Annotated in this window: 19 protein-coding genes and 1 tRNA gene; 15 read left to right on the top strand and 5 right to left on the bottom strand. The window is 42.9% G+C overall.

All coding sequences use genetic code 11. From position 1 onward, the window contains the following. From A3860_RS06195 to darG, 4 genes are all read left to right on the top strand, one after another. Window positions 1–228, top strand: a complete 228-nt coding sequence (locus tag A3860_RS06195) for a helix-turn-helix domain-containing protein (RefSeq protein ID WP_081145681.1) — start codon at window positions 1–3, stop codon at window positions 226–228. Between the two features lie 111 nt (window positions 229–339). Then, a complete protein-coding gene (locus A3860_RS06190; RefSeq protein WP_081145680.1) occupies window positions 340–570 on the top strand; it encodes a helix-turn-helix domain-containing protein in 231 nt (76 codons plus the stop codon). 246 nt (window positions 571–816) lie between these two features. Then, window positions 817–1,458, top strand: coding sequence for a type II toxin-antitoxin system toxin DNA ADP-ribosyl transferase DarT (gene darT / locus A3860_RS06185; protein WP_081145679.1), 642 nt, complete (start codon window positions 817–819; stop codon window positions 1,456–1,458). 1 nt (window position 1,459) lies between these two features. Then, the gene (gene darG / locus A3860_RS06180; RefSeq protein WP_081145678.1) at window positions 1,460–2,515 is read left to right on the top strand and encodes a type II toxin-antitoxin system antitoxin DNA ADP-ribosyl glycohydrolase DarG; all 1,056 of its coding nucleotides are present in this window, start codon (window positions 1,460–1,462) and stop codon (window positions 2,513–2,515) included. A gap of 891 nt (window positions 2,516–3,406) precedes the next feature. Here darG and A3860_RS06175 read toward each other — a convergent pair. Together A3860_RS06175 and A3860_RS06170 are read right to left on the bottom strand one after the other, a co-directional pair. After that, complete coding sequence (locus A3860_RS06175) at window positions 3,407–3,817, bottom strand: hypothetical protein (RefSeq protein WP_143773971.1); 411 nt, start codon at window positions 3,815–3,817, stop codon at window positions 3,407–3,409. 716 nt (window positions 3,818–4,533) lie between these two features. Next, window positions 4,534–5,235: a hypothetical protein gene (locus A3860_RS06170; RefSeq protein WP_081145676.1), complete on the bottom strand. Its 702-nt coding sequence runs from the start codon at window positions 5,233–5,235 to the stop codon at window positions 4,534–4,536. A gap of 195 nt (window positions 5,236–5,430) precedes the next feature. Here A3860_RS06170 and A3860_RS41475 point away from each other — a divergent pair, with 195 nt between their 5' ends. Both A3860_RS41475 and A3860_RS42240 read left to right on the top strand, forming a co-directional pair. Next, window positions 5,431–5,598: a hypothetical protein gene (locus A3860_RS41475; RefSeq protein WP_173820182.1), complete on the top strand. Its 168-nt coding sequence runs from the start codon at window positions 5,431–5,433 to the stop codon at window positions 5,596–5,598. A 23-nt stretch (window positions 5,599–5,621) separates the two neighbouring features. Continuing rightward, complete coding sequence (locus tag A3860_RS42240) at window positions 5,622–7,178, top strand: recombinase family protein (protein ID WP_081145923.1); 1,557 nt, start codon at window positions 5,622–5,624, stop codon at window positions 7,176–7,178. Here the strand turns inward: A3860_RS42240 and A3860_RS06160 are convergent. Next, a tRNA-Arg gene (locus A3860_RS06160) sits at window positions 7,141–7,212 on the bottom strand. The genes A3860_RS42240 and A3860_RS06160 overlap by 38 nt on opposite strands. Before the next feature lie 348 nt (window positions 7,213–7,560). Between A3860_RS06160 and A3860_RS06155 the strand changes: the two genes are divergently transcribed. From A3860_RS06155 to A3860_RS06145, 3 genes are all read left to right on the top strand, one after another. Then, window positions 7,561–8,058 carry a DinB family protein gene (locus A3860_RS06155; RefSeq protein WP_173820180.1) on the top strand — a complete coding sequence of 166 codons (498 nt, stop codon included), beginning with the start codon at window positions 7,561–7,563 and terminating at the stop codon, window positions 8,056–8,058. Window positions 8,059–8,167: 109 nt separating this feature from the next. After that, window positions 8,168–8,623, top strand: a complete 456-nt coding sequence (locus A3860_RS06150) for a VOC family protein (RefSeq protein WP_081145674.1) — start codon at window positions 8,168–8,170, stop codon at window positions 8,621–8,623. Between the two features lie 661 nt (window positions 8,624–9,284). Next, entirely contained in the window at window positions 9,285–9,935 is a 651-nt protein-coding gene (locus tag A3860_RS06145; protein WP_081145673.1) for a tetratricopeptide repeat protein, read from the top strand. A gap of 183 nt (window positions 9,936–10,118) precedes the next feature. Here A3860_RS06145 and A3860_RS06140 read toward each other — a convergent pair whose 3' ends face one another. Next, the gene (locus tag A3860_RS06140; protein ID WP_081145672.1) at window positions 10,119–12,521 is read right to left on the bottom strand and encodes a PAS domain S-box protein; all 2,403 of its coding nucleotides are present in this window, start codon (window positions 12,519–12,521) and stop codon (window positions 10,119–10,121) included. 47 nt (window positions 12,522–12,568) lie between these two features. Then, window positions 12,569–13,930, bottom strand: coding sequence for a sigma-54-dependent transcriptional regulator (locus A3860_RS06135; protein ID WP_081145671.1), 1,362 nt, complete (start codon window positions 13,928–13,930; stop codon window positions 12,569–12,571). Window positions 13,931–14,249: 319 nt separating this feature from the next. On the opposite strand from A3860_RS06135, the gene A3860_RS06130 reads away from it, so the two are divergent. From A3860_RS06130 to metH, 6 genes are all read left to right on the top strand, one after another. Next, entirely contained in the window at window positions 14,250–17,426 is a 3,177-nt protein-coding gene (locus A3860_RS06130; RefSeq protein WP_081145670.1) for an ATP-dependent helicase, read from the top strand. Window positions 17,427–17,604: 178 nt separating this feature from the next. Then, entirely contained in the window at window positions 17,605–19,071 is a 1,467-nt protein-coding gene (locus tag A3860_RS06125) for an Ig-like domain-containing protein (protein ID WP_081145669.1), read from the top strand. Window positions 19,072–19,181: 110 nt separating this feature from the next. Continuing rightward, complete coding sequence (recR, locus tag A3860_RS06120) at window positions 19,182–19,799, top strand: recombination mediator RecR (protein WP_081145668.1); 618 nt, start codon at window positions 19,182–19,184, stop codon at window positions 19,797–19,799. Between the two features lie 305 nt (window positions 19,800–20,104). Further along, window positions 20,105–21,133, top strand: a complete 1,029-nt coding sequence (locus A3860_RS06110; protein WP_081145922.1) for a homocysteine S-methyltransferase family protein — start codon at window positions 20,105–20,107, stop codon at window positions 21,131–21,133. A gap of 221 nt (window positions 21,134–21,354) precedes the next feature. Further along, complete coding sequence (locus tag A3860_RS06105; RefSeq protein WP_081145666.1) at window positions 21,355–21,918, top strand: ORF6N domain-containing protein; 564 nt, start codon at window positions 21,355–21,357, stop codon at window positions 21,916–21,918. 7 nt (window positions 21,919–21,925) lie between these two features. Beyond that, window positions 21,926–24,667: a methionine synthase gene (gene metH / locus A3860_RS06100; protein ID WP_081145665.1), complete on the top strand. Its 2,742-nt coding sequence runs from the start codon at window positions 21,926–21,928 to the stop codon at window positions 24,665–24,667. Window positions 24,668–24,671: the final 4 nt, after the last annotated feature.

The following is a 24,671-nucleotide window of genomic DNA, read 5'->3' as shown; positions in this document are numbered from 1 at the left end:
ATGAAAAGCAAAATTGATCAATACGTTATCAATAAGGTAAGGGATAAACGACTTGAGAAAAACATTTCTCAAGCTGATCTTGCTTATGAATTGGGAATGTCTGTTGGCTTTATCGGTAAAGTTGAAAGTTCAAAATACCCTTCTCATTATAACATTAAACATTTAAATCTGCTTGCCAAAATCTTGGAATGCAGTCCTCAGGACTTTTTACCTAAAAAGCCTTTATAGAATAAATTTTCCTAGTCTTGTATAAAGTTAAGGGAATATTATTTACTCACCTATAGGTGATTGTACATTTTTTTGTATTTACCCACATTTGCAATCACCAATAGGTGATTAATGAGATCTGCCATAGACCTTTATGTTATTGAAAAAGTAAAAGAAAAAAGGGAAGCTGCCGAGCTTTCCCAGGAAGAATTATCTATTCGGGCAGGATTTAAATCAAATGGCTTTGTAGGGCAAGTTGAGAGCCCTAATTATACTAAGCGCTATAATATTCAACATTTAAACAAGTTTGCAGCCGTTTTTAATTGTTCCCCAAGAGATTTCTTGCCTGAAACAGCACTCTAGTTTAGACTTAAAAATTATTATCGGCTTGATTCTTGGGACTACCTAAAAAAGAACCATTCAATGCGAAATTTGGGATTCAATATTCTTCATAAGTGATTGATTATATATACATTAGAACCAAGCGAATAACGTCAAGTGATGTTACTTTTTAATTATTTGGTACTGATTGGTTAATTAAATTAAATTAGCTATTTATAATTCTACTTGTTTAATTGGTAAAATCACCATATCCTTTAAATTCGTAGAATGTCAGGAAATATCTCAAAACCTGTATTTTTATTTCGGATTACACATAGGTTGAACTTATCACATATTTTAGAGCATGGAATTTGCAATAAAAATCATCCAAATGCCGATCCTAAATATGTGAACATTGGTAACAATAGTATTATTGGAGTTAGAATTGTTCATCCTGTCAAAATTTTTGGTTATGGGAACATAGGTGATTATGTCCCTTTCTATTTTACTCCGTGCTCAATTATGCTTTATAATATACTCACTGGTTATGGAATAGATAAAGTAGCTCCTGAAGACATTATTTTCTTGTGTTGTACAGTTGAAGCCGTGACTAAATGCGGCAATGATTTTTTCTTTACTGATGGCCAGGCAAATACTGCGATCACTGAACATTATAATGACTTGGTAGATTTGGGAAAAATTGATTGGGATGTTATAAAATCTAAAGATTTTAGAAAAACTGCAGACGATGTTGATCGGCAGCGAAGATACCAAGCAGAATTTTTGATAAAACATTTTGTTCCAACAACTTGCATATCAGCAATTGTCGTTTACAATGAAAAGTGTGCTAATTTTGTCAAAAAAGAGTTAGAAAAAGCAGGCTCATTAATACCTGTTCATATAAAAAAGAGTTATTATTTTAATCGTTAAGATGCTAAAGTATATTACTGGAAATTTGCTTGATTCAAAAGCGGAAGCATTAGTTAATACAGTTAACACTGTTGGTGTTATGGGTAAAGGAATCGCTTTACAGTTTAAAGAAGCATTTCGTAATAATCTTAAAAAATATTTAGATGCATGTAAAGCAAAGGAATTACAACCAGGAAAACTCTTAGTTGTCAGGGATCAAAATGCTTTACTTGGTGAGAAAATAATAATCAACTTTCCCACAAAAACTCATTGGAGGCAACCTTCTAGATATGAATATATTGAAGCAGGTTTAATTGAATTAAGTAAAGTAATAAAGGATGAAAAGATAAAAAGTATTGCAATTCCTCCTCTAGGTTGCGGAAACGGTGGACTAGAATGGGATAGGGTAAAAAGTCAAATTGAAAAATATTTAAGTAACGTTGATGCTGAAGTTTTTATTTATCAACCTAACTCTGAAGTAAAAGCTATTTTACAAAAGGAAAATACCAAAAAAGATGCAAAGCTTACACCTGCTAGAGCACAGCTTCTCTATTTATTATTCTATTATGAAAGTTTAGGAGAATATAGCAGTCTTTTTTCTGCCAATAAATTAGCCTTTGTTTTACAAACTTTGGGGGAAGATCTTCGATTAAAATTTATTAAACATCATTATGGCCCATATTCACATCAAATTGGCCACGTCTTATATGCTTTAAATGGAATTTATATAACTGGCTTAGAGCAAAAGGAGGCCAAGCCTTTTGAACCGCTTATGTTAAATTATAAAAAGCTAAATGAGGTTCAGGAATATGTAAATAAAGAATTAAGTTTTGAGCAAAAAGAAAGATTAAAAAATTCAATTAAGCTTATTGACGGTTTTCAATCTGAGCTTTCATTAGAGATACTTGCTTCAGTTGCGTACATACTGTTAGAAAATCCTTCACTATCAAATGAAGAGGTATTTAATGAGGTGACCTGGACCGATAGAAAGAAGAAGTTGTTCAAAAAATCATATGTAGATATTGCTTATAGACATTTACATGATTACAGTAAAACTTCTGATATTTTGCTTAAATAGATAACTATTATTAAATATAGGGTGCAAATTCAAACTCTTTTGATACTACTCTTAAGATTAGGACTTTAAATAATCAATCATAAGCTTCAGAACTTACAAGTTTTGAAGCTTATGACTATACTAAGTTCTTTTCTCACCTCCTGTTCTCGATTGTTTGAAAATTGCCTGTAGATACCAGACCATGACACCCCATATCCCATTTTATGGTAATCCCCCTAGTCAAGAGGTTTATTACCCTGACAGGATGCGATACATAGACACACGGAAGCCTATAATATGTTGAATTTCAATACACTCTTGACTTTTATCCTCTTTCACAGATTTAACTAGAAAGGAAATCTAGTCAAAAAATTTTCAGCAGCATTTTAAGTAATTAGTAGCCTAGAAATCCAAGATTTTGACCAAATTCAAGTTTAAAAATTAGAATGGAAAGTCAAATAGACTTATATTTATGATGTCGGAAATATCGGATATTATATTTGTGTAGCAAATAATCAGGTGTTACCTTTGCGATCCGAAAAGAAAAATTACTCTTAGAAATACTACGTTCATTTACATTCACTTTATTTAAATAAAAAAGCCCGAGTCAGATGCAACTGCTCGAGCTTTCCGGGTGCGGCCGCCTGCACAATTGTGTTTTAAGGCCCGTCACTCCTACTGTGATTCGTCCAAAATCATTGCTTATTACCGTAAGCAATCTAGGCAGATGGGAAACCGTTTGCCTTTTTTAATGACCTCTCCGGTTAACCCGTCACGTTCTGCTTTAGTGCTTCGAAACGTTATGTGTTTGTGTTTCTTGCACTTGAAGCATACGCCATAGTAGGCTTTTGCCATTTTGTGAAATTTAAATAGTTACCTTTTAACGTTGCAGCCTACTCTCAACGTCAAATATCAAAGAGCTTGTGTTTCCTGATTATCGGCCTTCGGTGCTTTCTTTTCATTAACAATCCGAATCAACTTGTAAAATACCCCATCGCCATTTTCAACCTTGCTCATGTTGAAGGCGACAGATTCAGTTGTATACGGCACTTTCAAGTTATCCAGTAGCAATTTTATCGGCAGGTAATAATAGTCACCCGCTTTTGCTACTTTAAATGCTCCCGGTATAAGACTTTCATTGATTACCATATACAGGGCATTGTCATTCGGATCCTCATCATTCACTCCAATGGAAATGCTTTTCTCTTGGGATAATTCCAGAGCCTTAGCAGCATCCATTGGAAAACCTAGCTTACCGTTTTTATGAACCGAAAGCCGAAAAGGTTTTTCAAGCTCATGACTGACAAAGAACTTTATTTTCATTATTTGTAAAAATAAAGCATATGACCCTTCCCGCCAAATTCCCATCAAAAATCATATCTTTTTTTTAATCAACATCCATTTCACACCTAATATCGATATTGAATTATGCAATATATTTCATAACACTAACGCATGCATTCCTGTGTTTTTTTGTTCGAATTTGTGTGCAATTATAGGCGCATGTTTACATGCAAGTTTGCATGCAAGTTTGCATCCAAGTTTATATCCGTGTTATTGCTCAATTGACGCCCAAATTTATGGGCAATTTGAAGTGCAGGCTTATATACTGATTAATAGGTGAGTTACTGAGCACTTTTAATAGCTGACCTCGATTTATATGTATCTCAGACACTTAAAGGCAACTGATATTATTAACTTCTCTATAAGAAAACTTAGACAACCCATAATTACCATTGAAAATCAAACATTTATGCAATTTTCTTAAACCCAAAATTCCCTATGCATAGCCCACACATTCTCCATTTCTAACGCAAACAGAGCCCATCATAAATCCATCTCACGCCCATCTTACCTACATATCCTATTTAACTCTTTATCCACACACTTTTCCACAATTCTAATTCCTACTGTACTAATTTTCGCAGAAACCTCCCTTCCAATGGATACAAAGGAAGAATAAAAATAATTGAATCGCCTGCAATAGGTTGAATACCAAAATGTAACGCAGGTATTAGCAGAGAAGGAGATCTATCAAATCATAGCTTGGAAACCAATTTCTCAATTGAATTTAGCGTTTCGGATACATCATTGCCTGAATAATGCTTTTTGAAATATTCACTAAAATCCTCCTTTACCCCCACCTGCTCCCAATCCATCACCGTAAACGCCGTCACCATCGTCCGCTGCGGCTTTTCATTAAAAGCACACAATGGCAAATAAGGCGGACTGTAAAAAAATGAATTGTCCCACAGCTTTTGATATAGCTTAGGGCTTAAGCTCCTTTTAAAATCCTTAACCAGTTCGTACAGTTTGCACCCATAAGCACCCGCTTTTACCGTTTCGGCCAGATACGGCAAACCCTCATCATAGAAAAACGTATACAGGTAATCCAGGAACCCTTCTTCCATCATATCCAATAAATCCCGGCCATAGTAAACATACTCGCTTTTAAAATGGTCTAAGGAGAAGTCCTTTTGGTTTTTCTCAATTATGAACTCAATGAGAGTCTCTTCCTTTTTAATAATATCCTTTATATCAGGCCCGAATGTTTCACCTGCAATATGAACAGCATATTTAGGCTTTGAAAACAAGTCAAAGAAGTAACTTTTAAAAAAGACGCTCTTCCTGTCAAAGGTTACCTGCACATATAACGGGTAGGTTAGTTTGCTGTGAAAGTTAACCTGTTTTAACCTATCGTTATAGTATGTCTTATATGTTACTTTATATTCCTTGTCCATACTTTACATCAATTGACCTTATTTAACAACAAAGGTAATTAGCATATATTCCTGCTGGTATTCCAAATTTTCATGTCAATTCGTATCAAATTAATTAAAAGTTTTGACACTCTGATATTTTATCAAAACAAACCCGTATATTAGTATAGGAGTCTTACAAGAATAGGTGAGTGTGACTAAAATTGAGGGGGTAAGATGGAAAAGCTAACGCCGGAATGGGCAGCGGAATTGCTGCGTCAGCATGGCACGGAGGTAACTATTGAACAAGCTGCCGCTATTTTAGAGTTTTTACGCAAGATGGCTGCAATAGCCGTAGCACAATATTTGAGGGATGAGGATGATTACTTAAAAAAGACTGGTTAACCCAGTAAAACAACTTATCACAAATGAGGATAGCAGATTTGTACATCAGAGTTAGTACTGACGAGCAGGCAGATAAAGGTTATTCACAACGTAACCAGGAGGAAACTTTGCGCAAATACTGCGAGATAAACTCTTTACAGGTACGGAAAGTGATTTTCGAAGATCATTCAGCCAAAACTTTCATTCGGCCTGAATGGAATAAGTATTTAGCCGATTTACGTAAGAATAAAGGCAAGTCTGATGTTGTTCTTTTTACCAAATGGGATAGGTTTAGCCGTAATGCGGGTGATGCTTACCAAATGATCAGCACGTTACGCCGCCTGGGTATTGAACCGCAGGCAGTGGAACAACCGTTAGACTTGTCAATTCCCGAAAACAAAATGATGCTGGCTTTTTATCTGGCAGCCCCGGAAGTCGAAAATGACCGCCGGGCCTTGAATGTTTTCTTTGGTATGCGCAGGGCAAAAAAAGAAGGCCGGTGGATGGCAACCGCTCCCATCGGGTATATTAATAAATCAACTGACAACGGACGGAAATACATAGCTCCCAAAGAACCGGAAGCAAGCATCATTAAATGGGCTTTTGAGGAAATTGCAAACAGCCAGTTTGCGGCTGACCAAATAAGAAAAGAAGCGAATAATCGGGGGCTAAAATGCAGCCGGGCTAATTTCTGGAACGCCATTCGAAATCCCGTCTATTGTGGCAAAATATTCATTCCGAAGTATAAAGATGAAGAACCTTTATTGGTGCAGGGACAACATGAACCTATTATTTCTGAAGCCCTGTTTTATGAAGTTCAGGACGTATTGGAAGGACGAAAAAGGAAAATCAGGCAGGGCACTAAAATTATCACACATGATGCTCTTGCCCTTCGTGGTTTCCTGATTTGCCCGCATTGCGGCAGAATACTAACCGGTAGTGCATCAAAAGGAAGGCACAACCATTATTATTATTACCACTGTGTATCTTCATGCGGATGCAGATTTAAAGCGGAACATGCAAACGGTTTGTTCGTCCAGGAACTTAAAAAGTATGTACCCTATCCCGGCATGAACGACATATATGTTGCCACCATTGGTGAAGCTTACAATGACAAAACCAAACACCTGAAAAGCGACCGCACACAAATACTTTCCCAGTTAGATAATCTGAACACCCGGCTGAAAAATGCAAGGGAAATGGTGGCAGATCAGAAATTAGACCACGACGATTTCCGTGAACTGAAAGCAGAATGCACCACCAAAATAAATGAGCTGGAAGCAAAACTTGCCGGTCTATCTCAAAAGGAAAATAACATTGATGGGTTATTAAATATGGCGGTTAGCAATCTTTCCGCTTTAGACATATTATATGAAGAAGGAACAATAACAGAAAAGCGCCAGATCATTGGTTCGATGTATCCCGAAAAATTGACTTTCGACGGGTTTTCATATCGAACCGCTCGCGTTAATGAAGCGGCTGAGCTGATATTCAGTCTGGACGCGGGGTTCAACCAAATAAAAAACCGGAAAAACAACGATATTTCGTGTCTTTCCGGTTGGGTAGTCCCGACAGGAATCGAACCTGTATCAAAAGTTTAGGAAACTTCTATTCTATCCATTGAACTACGGGACCAGTAAAAATTCATGTCCTTTATACTCACTGCCCGAACGACTTTCAGTCGGGCGGGCATTGAACTACGGGACCAGTAATTAAAATTCCGTTTCTGCTCTCCGCACCCGAAAAACTCGGGCAACGAAACCACCCGGCAGCACCTGCCGCCCGGCGGATGGCAAAAATAGGAAGAAAACCATTAAACCGGAAGCCTAACCGGGCAAATACACTGGAAATCCTGCCTTTATATCTACAAACACACTCCCTAAAAAAATTTCTGCCCTTTTTTAACCCCTGCTGACATACTGTTGTCACTCCCCCCTGATAGCTTTGTGTTGTGCTAATTACAATACTTAAAAAATAATAATCATGTCAACAAAAGAAGTAACGCAAAATGCAATCGCCGGTATTTTCACTCCTGAAGCTGTGCTTAAACATTGGCAAGGCCATCGCGGGCTCACCCGCAGAATGATCGAAGCCTTCCCTGAAGACAAATTGTTTACCTATTCCATTGGCGGCATGCGTCCCTTTTCTGTCCTGGTTTATGAGTTTCTAGGCATGGCCGTACCCAGCCTCACAGGTTTCGCCACCGATAAATGGCAAAAGTATGCCGAGGCTGAAAAGGTAAGCACCAAAGAGGAATTGCTCGCACTCTGGGACCAGGCAACCGACGATATCAATAACATCTGGGCCACCATTCCTGCTGAACGTTGGAACGAGCAGATCCTGGCTTTTGGCCAGTGGCCGGGCACCTGTACCTCTATTCTTTTCTACGTTATTGATAACGAGATCCACCACCGTGGCCAGGGCTACGTATACTTAAGAAGCCTGGGCATTGAACCGCCTCCATTCTGGGATCGCGCCTAAAAATAATTGAACGAAAAAATAAGGAATTGCACGGCCCTCAGTGGCTGTGCAATTTTTGTTTACGCCCGTTCTGCCCATTTTACTAACTTCCCGAATAATTGTTTTCTATATGAAAAAAGCCTGTTATCTATTATCGCTTTCCCTGTTCCTGGTTTTTGCTTCGCATACTGCCATCGCTCAAAATAAACCCCGGCTCAACCATATCGCCCGCTATGTTGTAGACCTCAAAGAAAGCACCCTCTTCTACCATCAGGTGGTTGGCCTCGATACCATTCCCGAACCCTTTCACGATGGCCGCCATACCTGGTTTAGCCTTGGCACACCCGGCCACCTGCATATCATTTCCGGCGCTAAAGCAAAAACCCCGCACGATAAAAACACCCATCTCTGCTTCAGCGTTCCTTCCATCAATGAATTCATCGCCAATCTCAAAAAATATAATGTGGAATTTGAGAACTGGGCCGGCGAAAAAAATACCGTCACCAGCCGGGTCGACGGCGTAAAACAACTCTACTTCAAAGACCCCGACGGTTACTGGATCGAGATCAATGATGACAATAAATAATCAGAGCTAAAAACAGGAAATTTGTAATTTTGGCTGATTTACAACGCTTTGTGCAGAAATCTGATTGAAAGGAAAGTCAATTCCTTTTAACGCAAACACGTTTTAAACGATTTGTTCATTTCGTTTAATTCAAAGGCTTTTTAATTAAATCAAACGGCCATTCCTTTTAACGAAAACACGTTTGAATTAAATCGAAAGCCAATTCCTTTTAACGCAAACACGTTTCAATTAAACGATTTGCAATTTCGTTTACGCAAATCACTTTTAATTAAATCAAATGACCATTCCTTTTAAGGAAAAGGACTTTCAATTAAACGAAATGACTATTTCTTTTAACGAAAAAGACTTTTAATTAAATCGAAAGTTCATTCCGCTTAATCAAATGGACTTTTAATTTAACGAGATCCCCATTCCGTTTAACGGCCGTTTGCTTTTGCAATTGATCCCGGAAAAAATTAAATCATACCCTTCCAATTTGTTGCCGCAGCGCGTTTTTGCCCATTCCGGTTCGCAACCCAGGCCAACCAGGTGTGCCTGGGAAGCACCAAAACAGCGTAACCCCATTCCCCGCGGTACAACTGCTTTACCGGAAACCGCCCCCCGGTAACCAGTAACTGATTTTTTCAGCCTATCTTTGCCATCCTTAAAAAATCAAAGGTTTATGAAGTTTTATACATGGCTTATACGTTACCGCCTATACCTGGGACTGGCGCTGATAGCTTTGGGCGTACTGGCCAATGTCTACAGCGGCTTCTGGCCCGCTTTCCCCGCCTATTTGATCGGTGCAATTTTAGTCTTCGGCCACTTCTTTATTGGTCCCCTTCGCCTTATTCAGGAACACATGGAAACGGGTGATGTTGAAGGTGCTAAACGCGTACTGAATTCCGTAAAATATCCCAACCTGTTGTACAAACCCATCCGGTCGGCCTTTTTTACTTTTAAAGGTCAGCTGGCGATGATGGAACAGGATTTTGATACTGCTGAGAAGAACATGAAAAAAGGGCTCGATCTCGGTACGCCCATGAAAGAAGTGAAAGGCGCCAGCATGCTGCAAATGGGCATGATCTCCTTACAAAAGAACGACTTTAAACAAGCCGAAAAATACATTCGCCAGGCTATTCGCGAAGGGTTACCCGATAAAGAAAATGAAGCGGCCGCCTACCTGCAAATGTGTAATATCATGATGAACAAACGCGAATTCAGGGCAGCCAAGGAATTCTTCCGCAAAGCCAAAGCCCTTAAGCCCACCACCGCCGAACTCGTTAAACAGATCAAAGAAATTGAAAAATACATCTCCCGCCTGCCGGGATAAGCTTTCAGCCTTCGCCTGAAAGCTTAAGTAAGAAGCAAGAAGTCGGAAGTAAGAGGCTCAAAAAACCTCCAGCTTCCGACTTCCTTTTTATAAACTCAACATCTTTTTACTTCGTCTTCCTACTTCATACTTCTTACTTCCTACCTCTTACTTCAGCCCCAATGAAATCCTGAATATCCAATCTTACAATTCAAAGTCCCGTTTTAATTGATTCATACAAGCCTCCAGCACTTTAATTACCTCCTGCACCAACCCGGGTATTTTATCTACTTCCTCTCCCTTCTTTCCATTGGCTTCAACGGTTCTAACCACCTCTTTTATACGGGTAATGCCCATGCTGTCAATAGTCGCCTTTAACTTATGCGCCAGCTTGCTCACCTGCAGCCAGTTTTGCTGCCCAGTTTCTTTCTGCAGTTCGGTCATCGATGGCGGCACCGTATCAATAAACAACTGCACCATCCGTTTTACAAAACTCAAATCGCCGCCCGATATGGTTTGAACCATGGTCAGGTCGTACAACTTCTCCTCATTCCCCATAACAGGTGTGTTTGAATTTTTCATAGGCTTATCTTCTTGTGCTCGTGCACTGGTTTTTAAATTATTTGAGATCACTAAAAACAGCTTTTGCTCATTAAATGGTTTGGGCAGAAAATCGTTCATACCCGCCGCCAGGTACTTATCACTGTCGCCCTTGAGCGCATTGGCGGTAAGCGCTACAATGGGTATCCCTGCTTTATCGGGATCGCCTAATTGCCTGATGGCCCGGGTGGCCTCCATGCCATCCATTTCAGGCATCTGTATATCCATTAACACCAGGTCGTAATTATTTGCCTGTATCCTGTCAACAGCCTCGCGGCCATTGTTCACGACATCAACGGTAAAGCCCCACGACTCCATAATATGCCTGACCAGGTATTGATTCAACTCCACATCTTCAGCCACCAGAACATACCTGTTGCCCAGACTTTGAAAATTCAGTTCTTGTGCCACGGTCGATTGATTGAGTTTAGATGAACTAATTGCAAAGGGTAATTCAAAACTGAACGAAGACCCTTTTCCCGCTTCACTTTCAACATTTAATACGCCACCCATCATGGTTATTAATTCCCGGCAAATACTTAATCCTAATCCTGTTCCTCCATGCGTACGGGTTATGGCCACATGCGCCTGCATAAATGGCTCAAAAATCAATCCTAACTGGCTCTCGGTAATGCCAATGCCGGTATCCCTAACGGTAAATGCCACATGAGCCTCATTATCATTTTTTTGTACCAGCCGGGTTTCAATGGTTACGGCGCCAGCTTCTGTAAATTTAATGGCATTGTTTATAAGGTTATTCAATACCTGGCTTAACCGGTACGGGTCGCCCAGTACCACAAGGTCTTCTTTGATCAGGTTTTCATGCACCAGTCCAATGCCCTTTTCCTCAGCCTTATAAATGAACGACTGCAAACAAAGATCAATGCGATCGGCCAGCGAAAAAACCACATGCTCAAATTGCAGCTTGCCTAAAATGATCTTCTCCAGGTCGAGCACATCGTTTACAAGCAACAATAAATTATTGGCCGATTCCTGTATCAGCCGCAGGTAATTCTTTTGCTGGGCGTCGAGGCTGGTCTTGGCCAGCAACCCCGCAATGCCCAGCACCCCGTTCATGGGTGTTCGTATTTCATGGCTCATATTGGCCAGAAAAACTTCTTTTGCCCGCGCCGCTTCATCGGTCATCTTCTTCGCCTGGCGCAATTCGCGTTCGGCCTTTATGCGGTCTGAGATATCCTGGGCAAAGCCAATCACATAGGGTTCTATGCCCGGCACATCCATTTTATAGTTCTGATATAACAGGTAGGTGACCTTGCCTGTTTTTCCCTGTATCCTGAACACCCCTTCCGATTTTCCATTATGCAGTATCGGCTGCAGGTAGTTCTGTTCAAATAACGCTTTATCGTCTTCCGGTATAAACTCAATCATGTGCCGGCCTACCATTTCTCCGGCAGTATAATCCAGCGCCAGGCCGGCAGCCGGGTTCACCGACAATAATTTGCCGTTGAGGTCGTGTGTACAGATCCAGGCCTGGCTGTAATTAAAAAGGTCGCGGTACTTTTTCTCACTTAATTGTATATACTCTTCTGCCCGTTTTTGGTCGCTGATATCAATGCTGTAGGCAATGCAGAACTTTACCTGTTCCTGCGCATCCAATACCGGGTGTATATGTCTGATATGATATTTAACCTGGCCGTCAGGGTATTCATACCGCTCTTCCCATTTCTGCAGCTGCTTTGTTTGCACTGCTTCTTCTATCATCTCTTTGCGCCTGATGGCCAGTTCGGGTGGCTTTTGCCGTATGTGAAAATAATCTTCAATGGTCTTTCCTATTAACCATTCACGGGTAGTTGCTTCTTTTATTACGGCCGAATTAATGAACAGGAATTTCCCTTCCGTATCATATACGGCAATATCTACAGGAATATTCATGAGCACTTCTTCATAAAATGAAGCCGGCGTTTTTAACGCGTTGCTCCTGCCTTCCTCCGTTCCGCCGGGTGGAACTGCCTTCCCTTCGTCCTGTATGGTTTTCAACGGTTTCATTATTTCGGTAATCAACAGGGAATAAACGGTTGCCTTACGCTATTCGATTACCGGGCGTTTAATTCACCGGCCTGGATCATGCGATAAATAGTTGATTTACCTATATCCAGTTTCTTCGCTACCAGCAATACGTCCTTATCGTATTTGTCGAGATAGTGCTGTATGATCTGCAATTCAAATTCTTTCAGCGTTCGGTCTTTATTCATCAGGTCATTAACCGAGGAGTTGGAATTAAGGGTGATATGTTCGGGTAAAATAGTATCGCCATCGGCCATTACCACCGACAACTCTATAACCGACCGCAGCTCCCGCACGTTGCCGGGAAATGCATGATGTAACAATCTTTGCTGTGCTTCGGGCGACAATAATTTTTTATCAGTATTATTCTCCTTGCAGAACTGGTCCATAAAATGTTTGGCCAGAATAATGATATCATTGCCCCGCTCTCTTAATGGTGGTATTTGAATGGGTAAGCCTATCAACCGGTAATACAGGTCTTCGCGGAACCGCCTGTTCTGCACTTCCTCCAACAGGTTCTTATGGGTAGCTACTATAATACGTACATTTATTGGCACTACTTCATTCCCCCCAACCCGGGTTATTTCCCGCTCCTGCAACACCCGCAGCAGCTTGGCCTGCAGGTTGATGTCGAGCTCACCAATTTCATCTAAAAAAAGTGTACCATTATGCGCCTCTTCAAATTTCCCAATGCGGCGGGTGATGGCACCGGTAAAGGCACCTTTTTCATGGCCAAACAATTCACTTTCGATCAACTCCCTGGGAATGGCCGCCACGTTCACCGCCACAAATGGCTTCTTGCTTTTATCTGAATTATAATGAATGGCCCGGGCCACCATTTCTTTACCCGTTCCGGTTTCTCCGGTAATGGAAACGGTAATGTTGCTCTTACAGGCTTTTTCAATTAGACTAAACACTTTTTCAAAAGTGGGGCTCTTACCGATCAGGTATTTCGAGTAATCGTATTTCTTACCCACCTGCTCTTTCAAATGCTCAACCTCTTTACGCAACCCGTCAATTTCCTTTAAATGCAGCAGGCTGTTCCACAACCTGTCCTTGGCATCATCGTCTTTTACGATGTAGTCGAAAGCGCCATTCTTGATCAAATTGATGGCTGTCTTTATGTCTTCCTGACCCGAAATAATTATGACCTGAATGCCAGAGTCAACTTCCTTGATCTTTTTCAACACTTCGCTGCCATCCATATCGGGCATTGAATAATCAAGGGTCACAACTTCGGGCCGCTCGTGCAGCTGATTAAGGAAATCCTTGCAGTTGTGAAACCGCTTTACTTCGTAGTCAGGATTCAATGCCAGGTAATGCTGCAGCATGGAGCCATACCAAACATCGTCTTCGAGTATAAATATCTTTAATGGGTGCTGGTTTTTCATTATCGTGAAAATCTGTAATGTTAGAAACGCTGGGAATTTGATTTTATTCCCAAAAAAAGAACGATTCCAGCTTAGAAACCCCTATTTCTTTCTTCCTCATAAGCTACTTATTATCAAGCACTAGTAGTTTCTCCTTAGTGGAATGAGCGTATTCACGACACGAAAATGGGGCAAAATCCGATACAAACATTCAATTTGTTCACAATACGTGAATTAAAAAATTGAAAACTTTTGCACATTCAAAAGCTGTTTCTGAACATATGGCTTGTTTACATATTAGGCCCCGGTAAATTCATTGACCGTTCTTTATCTTTGATCTATGAGCGTGAATCGGGAGCGCCTTCACCAGAAATTCACAGAAGAATATAAGAGGCTGAACGATCAGCAGAAACTTGCTGTCGACACTATTGAAGGACCGGTTATGGTAATCGCAGGGCCTGGAACCGGTAAAACCCAGATACTTGCCAGCCGCATTGGCAAGATTCTGCTGGAAACAGATTCGCAACCCCGTAACATTCTGTGCTTAACATATACCGATGCCGGCGTGGTGGCCATGCGCAGAAGATTGTCGCAATTCATTGGCCCCGATGCATACCGGGTAAGCATCTACACTTTTCACGCTTTCTGCAACGACATCATTCAGGAGAATCTTTCACTTTTCGAAAAAACAGCACTCGACCCCATTTCAGAACTGGAGCGAATTGAACTGTTCAAATACCTGATCGATACTTTCCCAAAAAATCACCCGCTCAAACGCTACCGGGGTGATGTATACTACGAAATACATAACCTGCAATCGCTTTTCAGCACCATGAAACGCGAAGGCTGGTCGCCCGCATTTATCAATGAACGCATCGACGCCTGGCTGGCCGACCTGCCAACCCGCGATGAGTATATTTACAAAAGGGCTTATAAAGGCTTCAGGGCCGGTGATGTGAAGAAGGATAAGCTGGAGGAAGAGAAAGAAAAGATGGAAAAGCTGCGGGCTGCCGTAAACGAGTTCGACCGTTTTCAGGAGCTCATGCGCAGCCGCAACCGCTACGATTTCGACGACATGATCAATTGGGTGATCAGGGCTTTTGAAGAAAACCCGGCGCTGTTAACCCGTTACCAGGAGCAATTCCTGTACATACTCGTCGACGAATTTCAGGATACCAGCGGTACACAAAACCAGCTGGTAAAGCTGTTGATCAACTTCTGGGACTCCCCCAACATTTTTGTGGTGGGCGACGATGACCAAAGTATCTACCGCTTTCAGGGCGCCAACGTAGAGAACATGTTGCAATTCGCCCATTCGTACCAGAAAAGCCTGCTCACTGTAGTATTGACCAATAACTATCGTTCGGCCCAGCCCATTCTCGATGTTTCCATGACGCTCATCAATAATAACCAGGAGCGGCTGGTAAAACAAATAGCAGGACTTAGCAAGAACCTGAAATCATCGCACCCGCGGTTCTTTGCGCTTGAACCGGCCGATGCCATCCCCGAAATAAAAGAATACGAAACGCAGCGGCAGGAAATGATCGGCATCACCCTGCAGGTGCAGGAATTATTGTCGCAGGGCGTAATGCCGGGAAAGATCAGCATCATTTACCGCGAGAATAAATATGGAGAAGAACTGACCCGGTATTTCAAAACACTGGGGATACCTGTTTACAGCAAACGCCATATTAATTTATTGCAGGAACCGTTTGCCAAAAAAATTATTCTGCTCATCAAATACATCGCCGCCGAGCACGATATTCCTTATGGTGGTGATGAAATGTTGTTTGAAATACTGCATTTCGACTGGTTTAATATTCCCCCGGTTGAAATTGCCAAGCTAAGCATTGAAGTGGCCGACCGGCATTTTGGCAATGCCAAAACCTCGTTGCGCCGTTTATTATACGACAAGGCCAATACACCACCGGCCGATCTGTTCAGCAAAGGCTTGCACCCCGGTTTGCAGCAGGCAACCAAAGCACTGGAAAAGCTCATAGCCACCGTGCCCAATGTTACCTTGCTGGTTTTAGTTGAAAATATCGTTCGCCGTACGGGTTTGCTGAACATCATTATGCAAAGCCCCGAAAAAGCCTGGATGATGCAGGTGCTCACCGCATTGTTCGACTTTATAAAAGAAGAAACCCACCGCAACCCTTTACTGAAGCTGAATGACCTGGTCGATATTTTTGACCTCATGGAAAAAGAAGGGTTGCCCTTACCACTTGTTCAGGTAAGCGGTAACGATAAAGGCGTTAACCTGCTCACCGCACACGGTTCAAAAGGTTTGGAATTCGAATATGTATTCATTGCCGGTTGCAATGCTTCCTTCTGGGAAAAGAAACGCAAACCAGGCGGTGGTTACAAGATCCCTGATAATATTTTTATATCTCCCACTGGTGCCAGCCGCGGCGAAACCGGCGGCGCCGACCTGGAAGAGCTTCGCCGTCTTTTTTACGTAGCTATAACCCGTGCCGAGCAACACCTCTGCATTTCATTCAGCCGCTTTAAAAACGATGGTAAAGAACTGGAACCCTCCATGTTCCTTGCCGAAATACAGGAACAGCACATGCTGCCGGTTGAAAAAGTGTTCATGAGCGAAGAAACGCTTACAGAGTTTCAACTGGTGCAGTTCACAGAAGCCGAAGCGCCCGAGATCGGCCGTATTGAAGAAGATTTCATTACCGCCCTGCTCGATCGCTTTGTGATGAACGTAACGGCGCTGAACAACTATTTAAAATGTCCGCTCGAATTTTACTTCAAGAACCTGCTGCGCATTCCTTCGCCCAAAAACGAAGCCACCGAATTTGGTTCGGCCATTCACCACGCGCTGCAACGGTTGTTTGAAAAAATGCGGGAAAACAGGAATGTATTTCCCCGCATGGAAGAGTTTGTGGATGATTTTAACTGGTACATGCACCGCCATCGCGAAAACTTTACCCGCGAACAGTTTGACCGCCGTCTTGAGTACGGACAGGAAGTGCTGGCTAACTATTACGATAAATATATTCATAGCTGGAACCGCATTGTTACCGTGGAAAGGAATATCCGCAACGTTGTCGTGAACGGGGTTCAGCTCAAAGGAAAGCTCGATAAACTGGAATTTGAAGGCAAGCAGGTGAATATTGTTGATTATAAGACCGGCGACCCCGATAAAGCCAGGCCCAAACTGCAGCCGCCAAATGACAAAGAGCCAAACGGAGGCGATTACTGGCGCCAGGCCGTGTTCTATAAGATCCTCGTTGATAATTATGAAAGCAAGGACTGGCAGGTGGTTAGCACCGAATTTGATTTTATAGAACCCGATAAAAAGAAGGTTTACCGCAAGGAAAAGGTGATCATCAGGCCCGCCGATATCACCACCGTTTCGCAGCAGATCGTTACCGTATGGGAAAAGATCCAGAACCGCGAGTTTTATATTGGCTGCGGCAAGGAAGACTGCCATTGGTGCAATTTTGTAAAAACCAATAAGCTGGCCATTGAATTACACGACCTCACCTCTGAGGAGGAAGCCTGACCAAAATAGTTACCTGTTACCGGTTTCCCGTTACCAGGTAAAGAATTCGGACGTCCCGACCATAGGCAGAGCGACCGGTATTCAAGGCCCCGCAACTGGCAACTGGTAACCGGTTTCTCCCCGATTTAACGTCTTTTGAAGCAACATTTGCCAATAAACGGCTTAAGTTTGCGGCCTTATGAAGTACGCTTCTCTTTTAAAGATAGTTTCACCGTTTCTTTTGATCATTCTGCTGCTTCCACCGACCCTGGTGCAAACTGGCTGTGCCAATATAGTGCCTCCCATGGGTGGCCCCCGCGATTCCCTGCCTCCCCGGCTGGTAAGCGTTAACCCCCGCGATTCGGCCAGGAACTTTACCGGCAAAAAGATCGTACTTGAATTCGACGAATTCGTTCAACTTGATAATATACAGGAAAACCTGCTGGTATCACCAGTACCCAAAATAAACCCCACTGTTGACTCAAAACTGCGTACCGTAACGGTAACGGTGAAAGATACCCTTCAGCCAAATACAACTTATTCCATCGATTTTGGCAAAGCCATAAAAGATATAAACGAAGGCAATGTTTTAAAGAATTTCACTTACCGGTTCAGCACCGGCAACACCCTCGATTCACTGGAACTTACGGGTAAAGTGGTGGTTGCCGAAACCGGTAAAGCCGACAGCACTCTCATTGTTATGTTGCATCCCAGCACAGATGATTCAGCTGTTATCAAGGAAAAACCGCGTTATGTAGCCCGTGTTGATAAAGAGGGCAATTTTGCTTTCAGCAACCTGCCGTCAGGTTCTTTTGCGCTGTTTGCCCTCAAAGATGAAGGCGGCCAGCGCCGGTACCTCAGCAATAAACAACTATTTGCGTTTGCCGACGAAAGGGTAACCCCCGCCATTTCGCCAAAACCGGTTACCTTATACGCTTACACCGAAAAAGAGGAAGCAGATACAGCAAAAAAAGCCAAACCGGGCGCACCACCTGCCAAACCTGGTGCCGCACAACCCGCAAAGCCATCAAAAAAAGAAGAAAAGAAAGATACCCGCCTTCGTCTCGAAACCAACCTGTCCAATAACGAACTTGACCTCTTAAATCAACTTGAACTACGGTTTACTACCCCGCTTAAAAAATTCGATAGCACTAAAATTATCCTTGCCAACGAAAAGAACGAACCTCTCAGCAATTATCATTTTACAACAGATACCAGCAATAAAAAGGTTACCCTTTCTTACAGCTGGATCGAAAACACCGCCTACAACCTGATCGTTGATAAAGAATTTGCCGAGGATACGGCTGGCAATAAAATAGCCCGCACCGATACGCTATCATTCCGCACCAAAAAACAAAGCGAGTATGGCATGGTGCGTTTGCGCCTCATTAACCTTGATTTCACCAAAAACCCGGTACTGCAGTTTGTTCAAAACGATGCGGTGAAATTTGCCTATCCCATGAAGGGCAAAGAGTTTTATGCCAAACTGTTTACACCCGGCGAATATGACCTGCGCATCCTGTACGATGAAAATAAGAATGGCATCTGGGACCCGGGCGCTTTCTTCAATAAACACCGCCAGCCCGAAAAAGTATTACCCATCAATCGCAAACTAACCGTAAAAGCCAACTGGGATAATATAGTAGATATCACCCTACAGAAATGAGAAATAGTGAATTAAAGATTAGAAATAAAAAAGTATAAACTAACTCCGCCCGTGCCTAACCTTCGTCACGGGCGAACACAAAACCACAAACAGTTTGGTATCTTTACAGTATGGAATTTTCTTCTTCTTTGTTGGAAAATGCGGTGAGTGAATTTGCCAAACTGCCCGGTATTGGTAAAAAAACAGCATTACGGCTGGTGCTGCATTTGTTAAAGCAGGACCCCGGTAATGTAGAAACGTTCGGCGAAACCATTCTCAAAATGCGCCGGGAAATAAAATTCTGCGAGCGTTGTTTCAATGTTGCTGACGCTGCTACCTGTTCTATTTGCGCCAATCCGCTGCGCAAACAGGAGCTTATTTGCGTGGTTGAAAATATCCGTGATGTTATTGCCATTGAAAGCACCCAGCAATTCAGCGGCGTATACCATGTGCTGGGCGGCATTATTTCCCCGCTCGACGGTGTTGGCCCCGAGCAGCTTACCATAGAACCTTTGATACAACGCATTCAACAGGAAAAAACCGAAGAGCTTCTCTTTGCCCTGAACCCTAATATCCAGGGCGATACCACCATTTATTATATTCAGAAAAAGTTGCAGTCGGCACCGGTAAAGATCACGACCATAGCCCGGGGCATTGCCTTTGGCGGCGAACTGGAGTATGCCGATGAAATGACCCTTGCCCGTAGCATTACCAATCGCCTGCCGGTTGAAAGGTATGTGCAACATTAAAAAGTGCATTTCAAAACCTGCCCCCATTGCAGGCTCCATTCAATATCGGGTTTGCTATTAATCATAACAAGCTGTAAATTTGCACCCGCATAGGCGGATTTGTTTATTGTTCGGCCTGTGCGTCCTGAGCAGGAACCGGAACCAGGCGTCCTGATAACCAATTCGGGCCAAAGGCTTGCAACTGAACTAATAAACGACAAGAAACTCTCTCTACACAGTTTCCCAACGTTTACCAGTTCTGTATTGCGCCAGTCCTGTTAATGCTCATCAACATAAACCGCTATGCTAAACAAAAGGAGGGCAGCATGAAATCAATACAACAATGCCTGCAGGAACGCATCCTGATCATTGATGGTGCTATGGGAACCATGATCCAACGGCACAAGCTTGAAGAAGCCGATTACCGCGGCGAACGTTTTAAGGACTGGGCCAGCGACCTTAAAGGCAATAACGACCTTTTATGCCTTACACAGCCAAACATCATCAAAGGCATCCATAAATTATACCTTGAAGCCGGCGCCGACATCATTGAAACCAATACGTTCAATGCACAGCGCATTTCATTGGCCGATTACCATATGGAACCCCTGGCTTATGAGCTGAACTTCGAAGCAGCTAAAATTGCCAAAGAAGCGGTTCAGGAATTCTTTGCCGACCCGGCCACCAATAAAAATGGGCGGGAACGGGCTTTTGTAGCCGGGGCTATTGGTCCGCTCAATAAAACACTCTCTTTATCGCCCGATGTAAACAACCCTGGTTTCAGGGCCCTTACATTCGATGAAGCCATGAGCGCCTATTACGAACAGGTAAAAGGCCTGGTCGATGGCGGGGTTGACCTGTTGCTGATCGAAACCATTTTCGATACCCTCAACGCCAAGGCCGCCATTTACGCTATCAAAAAATATTTCAACGATATTGGCAGGGAAGCATTGCCCATCATGATCAGCGGTACCATTACCGATGCATCGGGCCGCACCCTGAGCGGACAAACACTGGAAGCCTTTTATACTTCTGTTATGCATGCCAAACCGCTTTCCATTGGCCTCAACTGTGCGTTAGGCGCTTCGGAAATGCGGCCACATATTGAAGAATTAAGCCAGATCGCCTCCTGCTTTACCTCGGCATACCCCAATGCGGGCTTACCCAATGCCATGGGTGAATACGATGAACAACCCGAACAAACCGCCCATTTCCTTGAAGAATGGGCCCGCGAAGGATTTGTAAATATTGTAGGCGGGTGCTGCGGAACCACGCCCGATCATATAAAACATATTGCCGACCACGTTCGTCAGTTCAAACCAAGACCCTTACCGGTTTTGGAAGCGACGTTATAGGCTATAAACCTGAAGTCGCAAATTGCGACTTCAAACATTAATAACAGGAAACTTGATATCACAAATTGTGATATCAAGTTTGAAATAGATCCAAATTTTGAGGTCACAAATTGTGACCTCAAGATGGCAACAGGAATGTTTGATATCGCAAATTGCGATATCAAACAGGATCAGCTCTGGTAGTAGTAACTCTTTAATGTAAACCATTAAACAAACTACTTATGAGTGAAAAACTGATCAACGCCATTGCAGATCAAGACATTATCGACTGTATTCGTATCATTCGCGGACAAAAGGTGATGTTAGACAGTGACCTGGCAAAGATGTACGGTGTGCCAACCAAACATTTGAATCAGGCTATAAAACGAAATATTACCCGGTTTCCGCCGGACTTTATGTTTCAGCTTACAGCGGAAGAGTTCAAAAACTTGAAGTCACAATTTGTGACTTCAAGTTCAGCGGATGGCACAAAAGAATGGGGCGGTATCAGAAAATTGCCTTATGCCTTCACCGAACAGGGCGTAGCCATGTTATCGAGCGTACTGAATTCGGAAATAGCCATTCAGGTTAATATTCAGATCATTAGAGTATATACCAGGTTACGGCAGTTCTTATTGAATAACCTTGACAATGAAGACTTAAGGAAGAAGATTGAGTCCATTGAAAAGAACCTGGTTAAAAAAGACGAAGAGATACAGACCATTTTTAAAATATTAAAGGAATTACTGGTGCAGGAACCACCGCCTGCCCGGGAACCAATTGGGTTTAAGATTCCCAAAAAGTAAACAAGGCATGTCAGCTAACACAACGATAAAACCATATTTGCGACTCTCGGGTTTAGAACCCCTGGTCATTCGCCCCGAAACCAACTTTGTGAATGTGGGGGAACGCACCAACGTAACCGGTTCAAAGAAATTTGCCCGCCTTATCAGGGAGAACAAGTATGAAGAAGCATTGAGCGTAGCCCGCCAGCAGGTAGAAAGCGGCGCCCAGGTACTTGATGTAAATATGGATGATGCCCTGCTCGATGGGGTAAAGGCCATGACCACCTTCCTGAACCTGCTGCAAAGCGAACCGGATATTGCCAAGATCCCCATCATGATCGACAGCTCAAAATTCGAGATCATTGAAGCGGGCTTAAAATGTGTGCAGGGAAAGTGTATTGTGAACTCCATTTCCATGAAAGAAGGGGTTGAAAAGTTCATTCGCGAAGCAAATATCTGTAAGCTGTACGGCGCCTCTGTTGTTGTAATGGCATTTGATGAAAAAGGCCAGGCCGATACCCTGCAACGCCGGGTAGATATTTGTACAGCCGCCTATAAGATTTTGACAGAGCAGGTAGGCTATGATCCGCAGGACATCATCTTCGACCCCAACATATTTGCCGTAGCCACCGGTATTGAAGAGCACAACAACTATGCGATTGATTTTATTGAAGCTACCCGCATCATAAAACAAAGAATGCCCCTCGCCAAAATAAGCGGCGGAGTTAGTAATATTTCTTTCTCTTTCCGCGGTAATGAGCCTGTACGTGAGGCCATGCATGCCGTTTTTCTGTACCATGCCATTAAAGCCGGTATGGATATGGGTATCGTAAATGCCGGTCAGCTGATCGTGTATGATGAAATAGAACCGCAATTGCGCGAGCTATGCGAAGATGTTATTCAGAACCGCCGCGAAGACGCCACCGACCGCCTGATCGTCTTTGCCGAAACGGTAAAAGCAAAAGACAAATCTGAAGTTAAGAATGAAGCCTGGCGCAGTAACTCTGTTGAAGAGCGGTTGAAACATGCGCTGATAAACGGTATTACAGACTATATAGACCAGGATACAGAAGAAGCCCGTCAAAAGTACCCCAAACCCCTTGATGTTATTGAAGGGCCTTTAATGAACGGAATGAACGTGGTGGGCGATCTGTTTGGCAGTGGTAAAATGTTCCTGCCGCAGGTAGTGAAAAGTGCGCGGGTTATGAAAAAATCAGTGGCCATTCTTACCCCCTATATTGAAGCTGAAAAAGAAAAGTTGCGTAATGCATCTGGCAATGAAGGTGCCGCCGTTTCTTCAGGCGCCGCCAGGATACTGCTGGCTACCGTGAAAGGCGATGTGCACGACATCGGAAAAAACATTGTAGGCGTTGTATTAGGCTGTAATGGCTACGATATTATTGACCTGGGTGTAATGGTGCCGGCAGACAAGATCCTCGAAACAGCACAAAAAGAAAAGGTAGACATCATTGGCTTAAGCGGCCTTATTACGCCTTCGCTCGATGAAATGGTGCATGTTGCCCATGAAATGAAACGCCGTAACATGAACCAGCCATTGCTTATTGGCGGCGCTACCACCTCACGCATGCACACCGCAGTAAAAATTGCCCCACAATACGACAACGGAGTGGTGCATGTGCTGGATGCTTCGCGCAGTGTTACTGTGGCCGGCTCCTTACTAAGTAAGGAACAGAAACCTGATTTCCTGGTCAATATTGGCAAAGAATACCAAAAGCTGCGCGATGATTTTGGCAGCAAGAAGACCGCCAAGCAATTTCTTCCCTTTGAAAAGGCCCAGCAAAACAAAGTAGCCATTGACTGGAACAGCTATACACCGCCGGTTCCACAATTCACCGGTACTAAAATATTCGATAATTATAACCTCAGTGAGCTTACCAACTATATCGACTGGGGTCCGTTCTTTATAGCCTGGGAACTGCATGGTAAATTCCCTGCTATTTTGAAAGATGAAAAAGTAGGAACAGAAGCTACCAAACTGTTTAACGACGCCAATGACCTGCTTAAAAAGATCATTGATGAAAAATGGTTAACAGCCCGCGGGGTCATAGGTTTCTGGCCTGCCAATGGCGATGGTAAAGATTCCATATTTTTATACGATGAAAGCGGGAAAGTGAATACCAGGCTTGAATCTTTACGCCAGCAATTGAAAAAAGCCGAAGGACAGCCCAACTTCTCTTTGGCCGATTTTGTAAAACCGGTGGCCAATGCAGCCGATGGAAAAAGTGGCGAAGCCACCGATTACATAGGCGCTTTCGCTGTTACTATACAGGGAATAGAGCCTCATTTAAAAAAGTTCATCGAAAATCACGACGATTACAACAAAATCATGTTACAGGTGTTAGCAGACAGGCTTGCCGAAGCATTTGCTGAACTGTTGCATGAACGTGTGCGGAAAGAATTCTGGGGATATACCAAAGATGAGCAGTTAACGAATGAAGAATTAATTAAGGAATCATATTCAGGTATCAGACCAGCGCCAGGTTACCCGGCCTGTCCTGATCATACTGAGAAGTATAAACTATTCAATCTGCTGGGCGGTGAGCAGGCAACCGGCATTACACTCACTGAGTCGCTGGCCATGTATCCTGCCTCCTCCATTTGCGGTTGGTATTTTGCCCATCCGCAAAGCCAGTATTTTGGATTAGGTAAAATTCAGAAAGACCAGGTGGTTGATTATGCCAACCGTAAAAATATGCCGCTTGAAGAAGTGGAAAGATGGTTGCGCCCGGTACTTGAGTATGATGTGTAATACT

The organism is Niastella vici (assembly GCF_002077945.1).
Lineage (GTDB): Bacteria > Bacteroidota > Bacteroidia > Chitinophagales > Chitinophagaceae > Niastella > Niastella vici.
The sequence above is the reverse complement of the archived record's forward strand: the minus strand, read 5'-3'. Positions and strand labels throughout refer to the sequence as shown.

Bases quoted from the DNA above. Each gene is read 5' to 3' on its own strand.
- A3860_RS06195 (WP_081145681.1), top strand. From the start codon at position 1: ATGAAAAGCAAAATTGATCAATACGTTATCAATAAGGTAAGGGATAAA.
- A3860_RS06190 (WP_081145680.1), top strand. From the start codon at position 340: ATGAGATCTGCCATAGACCTTTATGTTATTGAAAAAGTAAAAGAAAAA.
- darT (WP_081145679.1), top strand. From the start codon at position 817: ATGTCAGGAAATATCTCAAAACCTGTATTTTTATTTCGGATTACACAT.
- darG (WP_081145678.1), top strand. From the start codon at position 1,460: ATGCTAAAGTATATTACTGGAAATTTGCTTGATTCAAAAGCGGAAGCA.
- A3860_RS06175 (WP_143773971.1), bottom strand. From the start codon at position 3,817: ATGAAAATAAAGTTCTTTGTCAGTCATGAGCTTGAAAAACCTTTTCGG.
- A3860_RS06170 (WP_081145676.1), bottom strand. From the start codon at position 5,235: ATGGACAAGGAATATAAAGTAACATATAAGACATACTATAACGATAGG.
- A3860_RS41475 (WP_173820182.1), top strand. From the start codon at position 5,431: ATGGAAAAGCTAACGCCGGAATGGGCAGCGGAATTGCTGCGTCAGCAT.
- A3860_RS42240 (WP_081145923.1), top strand. From the start codon at position 5,622: ATGAGGATAGCAGATTTGTACATCAGAGTTAGTACTGACGAGCAGGCA.
- A3860_RS06155 (WP_173820180.1), top strand. From the start codon at position 7,561: ATGTCAACAAAAGAAGTAACGCAAAATGCAATCGCCGGTATTTTCACT.
- A3860_RS06150 (WP_081145674.1), top strand. From the start codon at position 8,168: ATGAAAAAAGCCTGTTATCTATTATCGCTTTCCCTGTTCCTGGTTTTT.
- A3860_RS06145 (WP_081145673.1), top strand. From the start codon at position 9,285: ATGAAGTTTTATACATGGCTTATACGTTACCGCCTATACCTGGGACTG.
- A3860_RS06140 (WP_081145672.1), bottom strand. From the start codon at position 12,521: ATGAAACCGTTGAAAACCATACAGGACGAAGGGAAGGCAGTTCCACCC.
- A3860_RS06135 (WP_081145671.1), bottom strand. From the start codon at position 13,930: ATGAAAAACCAGCACCCATTAAAGATATTTATACTCGAAGACGATGTT.
- A3860_RS06130 (WP_081145670.1), top strand. From the start codon at position 14,250: ATGAGCGTGAATCGGGAGCGCCTTCACCAGAAATTCACAGAAGAATAT.
- A3860_RS06125 (WP_081145669.1), top strand. From the start codon at position 17,605: ATGAAGTACGCTTCTCTTTTAAAGATAGTTTCACCGTTTCTTTTGATC.
- recR (WP_081145668.1), top strand. From the start codon at position 19,182: ATGGAATTTTCTTCTTCTTTGTTGGAAAATGCGGTGAGTGAATTTGCC.
- A3860_RS06110 (WP_081145922.1), top strand. From the start codon at position 20,105: ATGAAATCAATACAACAATGCCTGCAGGAACGCATCCTGATCATTGAT.
- A3860_RS06105 (WP_081145666.1), top strand. From the start codon at position 21,355: ATGAGTGAAAAACTGATCAACGCCATTGCAGATCAAGACATTATCGAC.
- metH (WP_081145665.1), top strand. From the start codon at position 21,926: ATGTCAGCTAACACAACGATAAAACCATATTTGCGACTCTCGGGTTTA.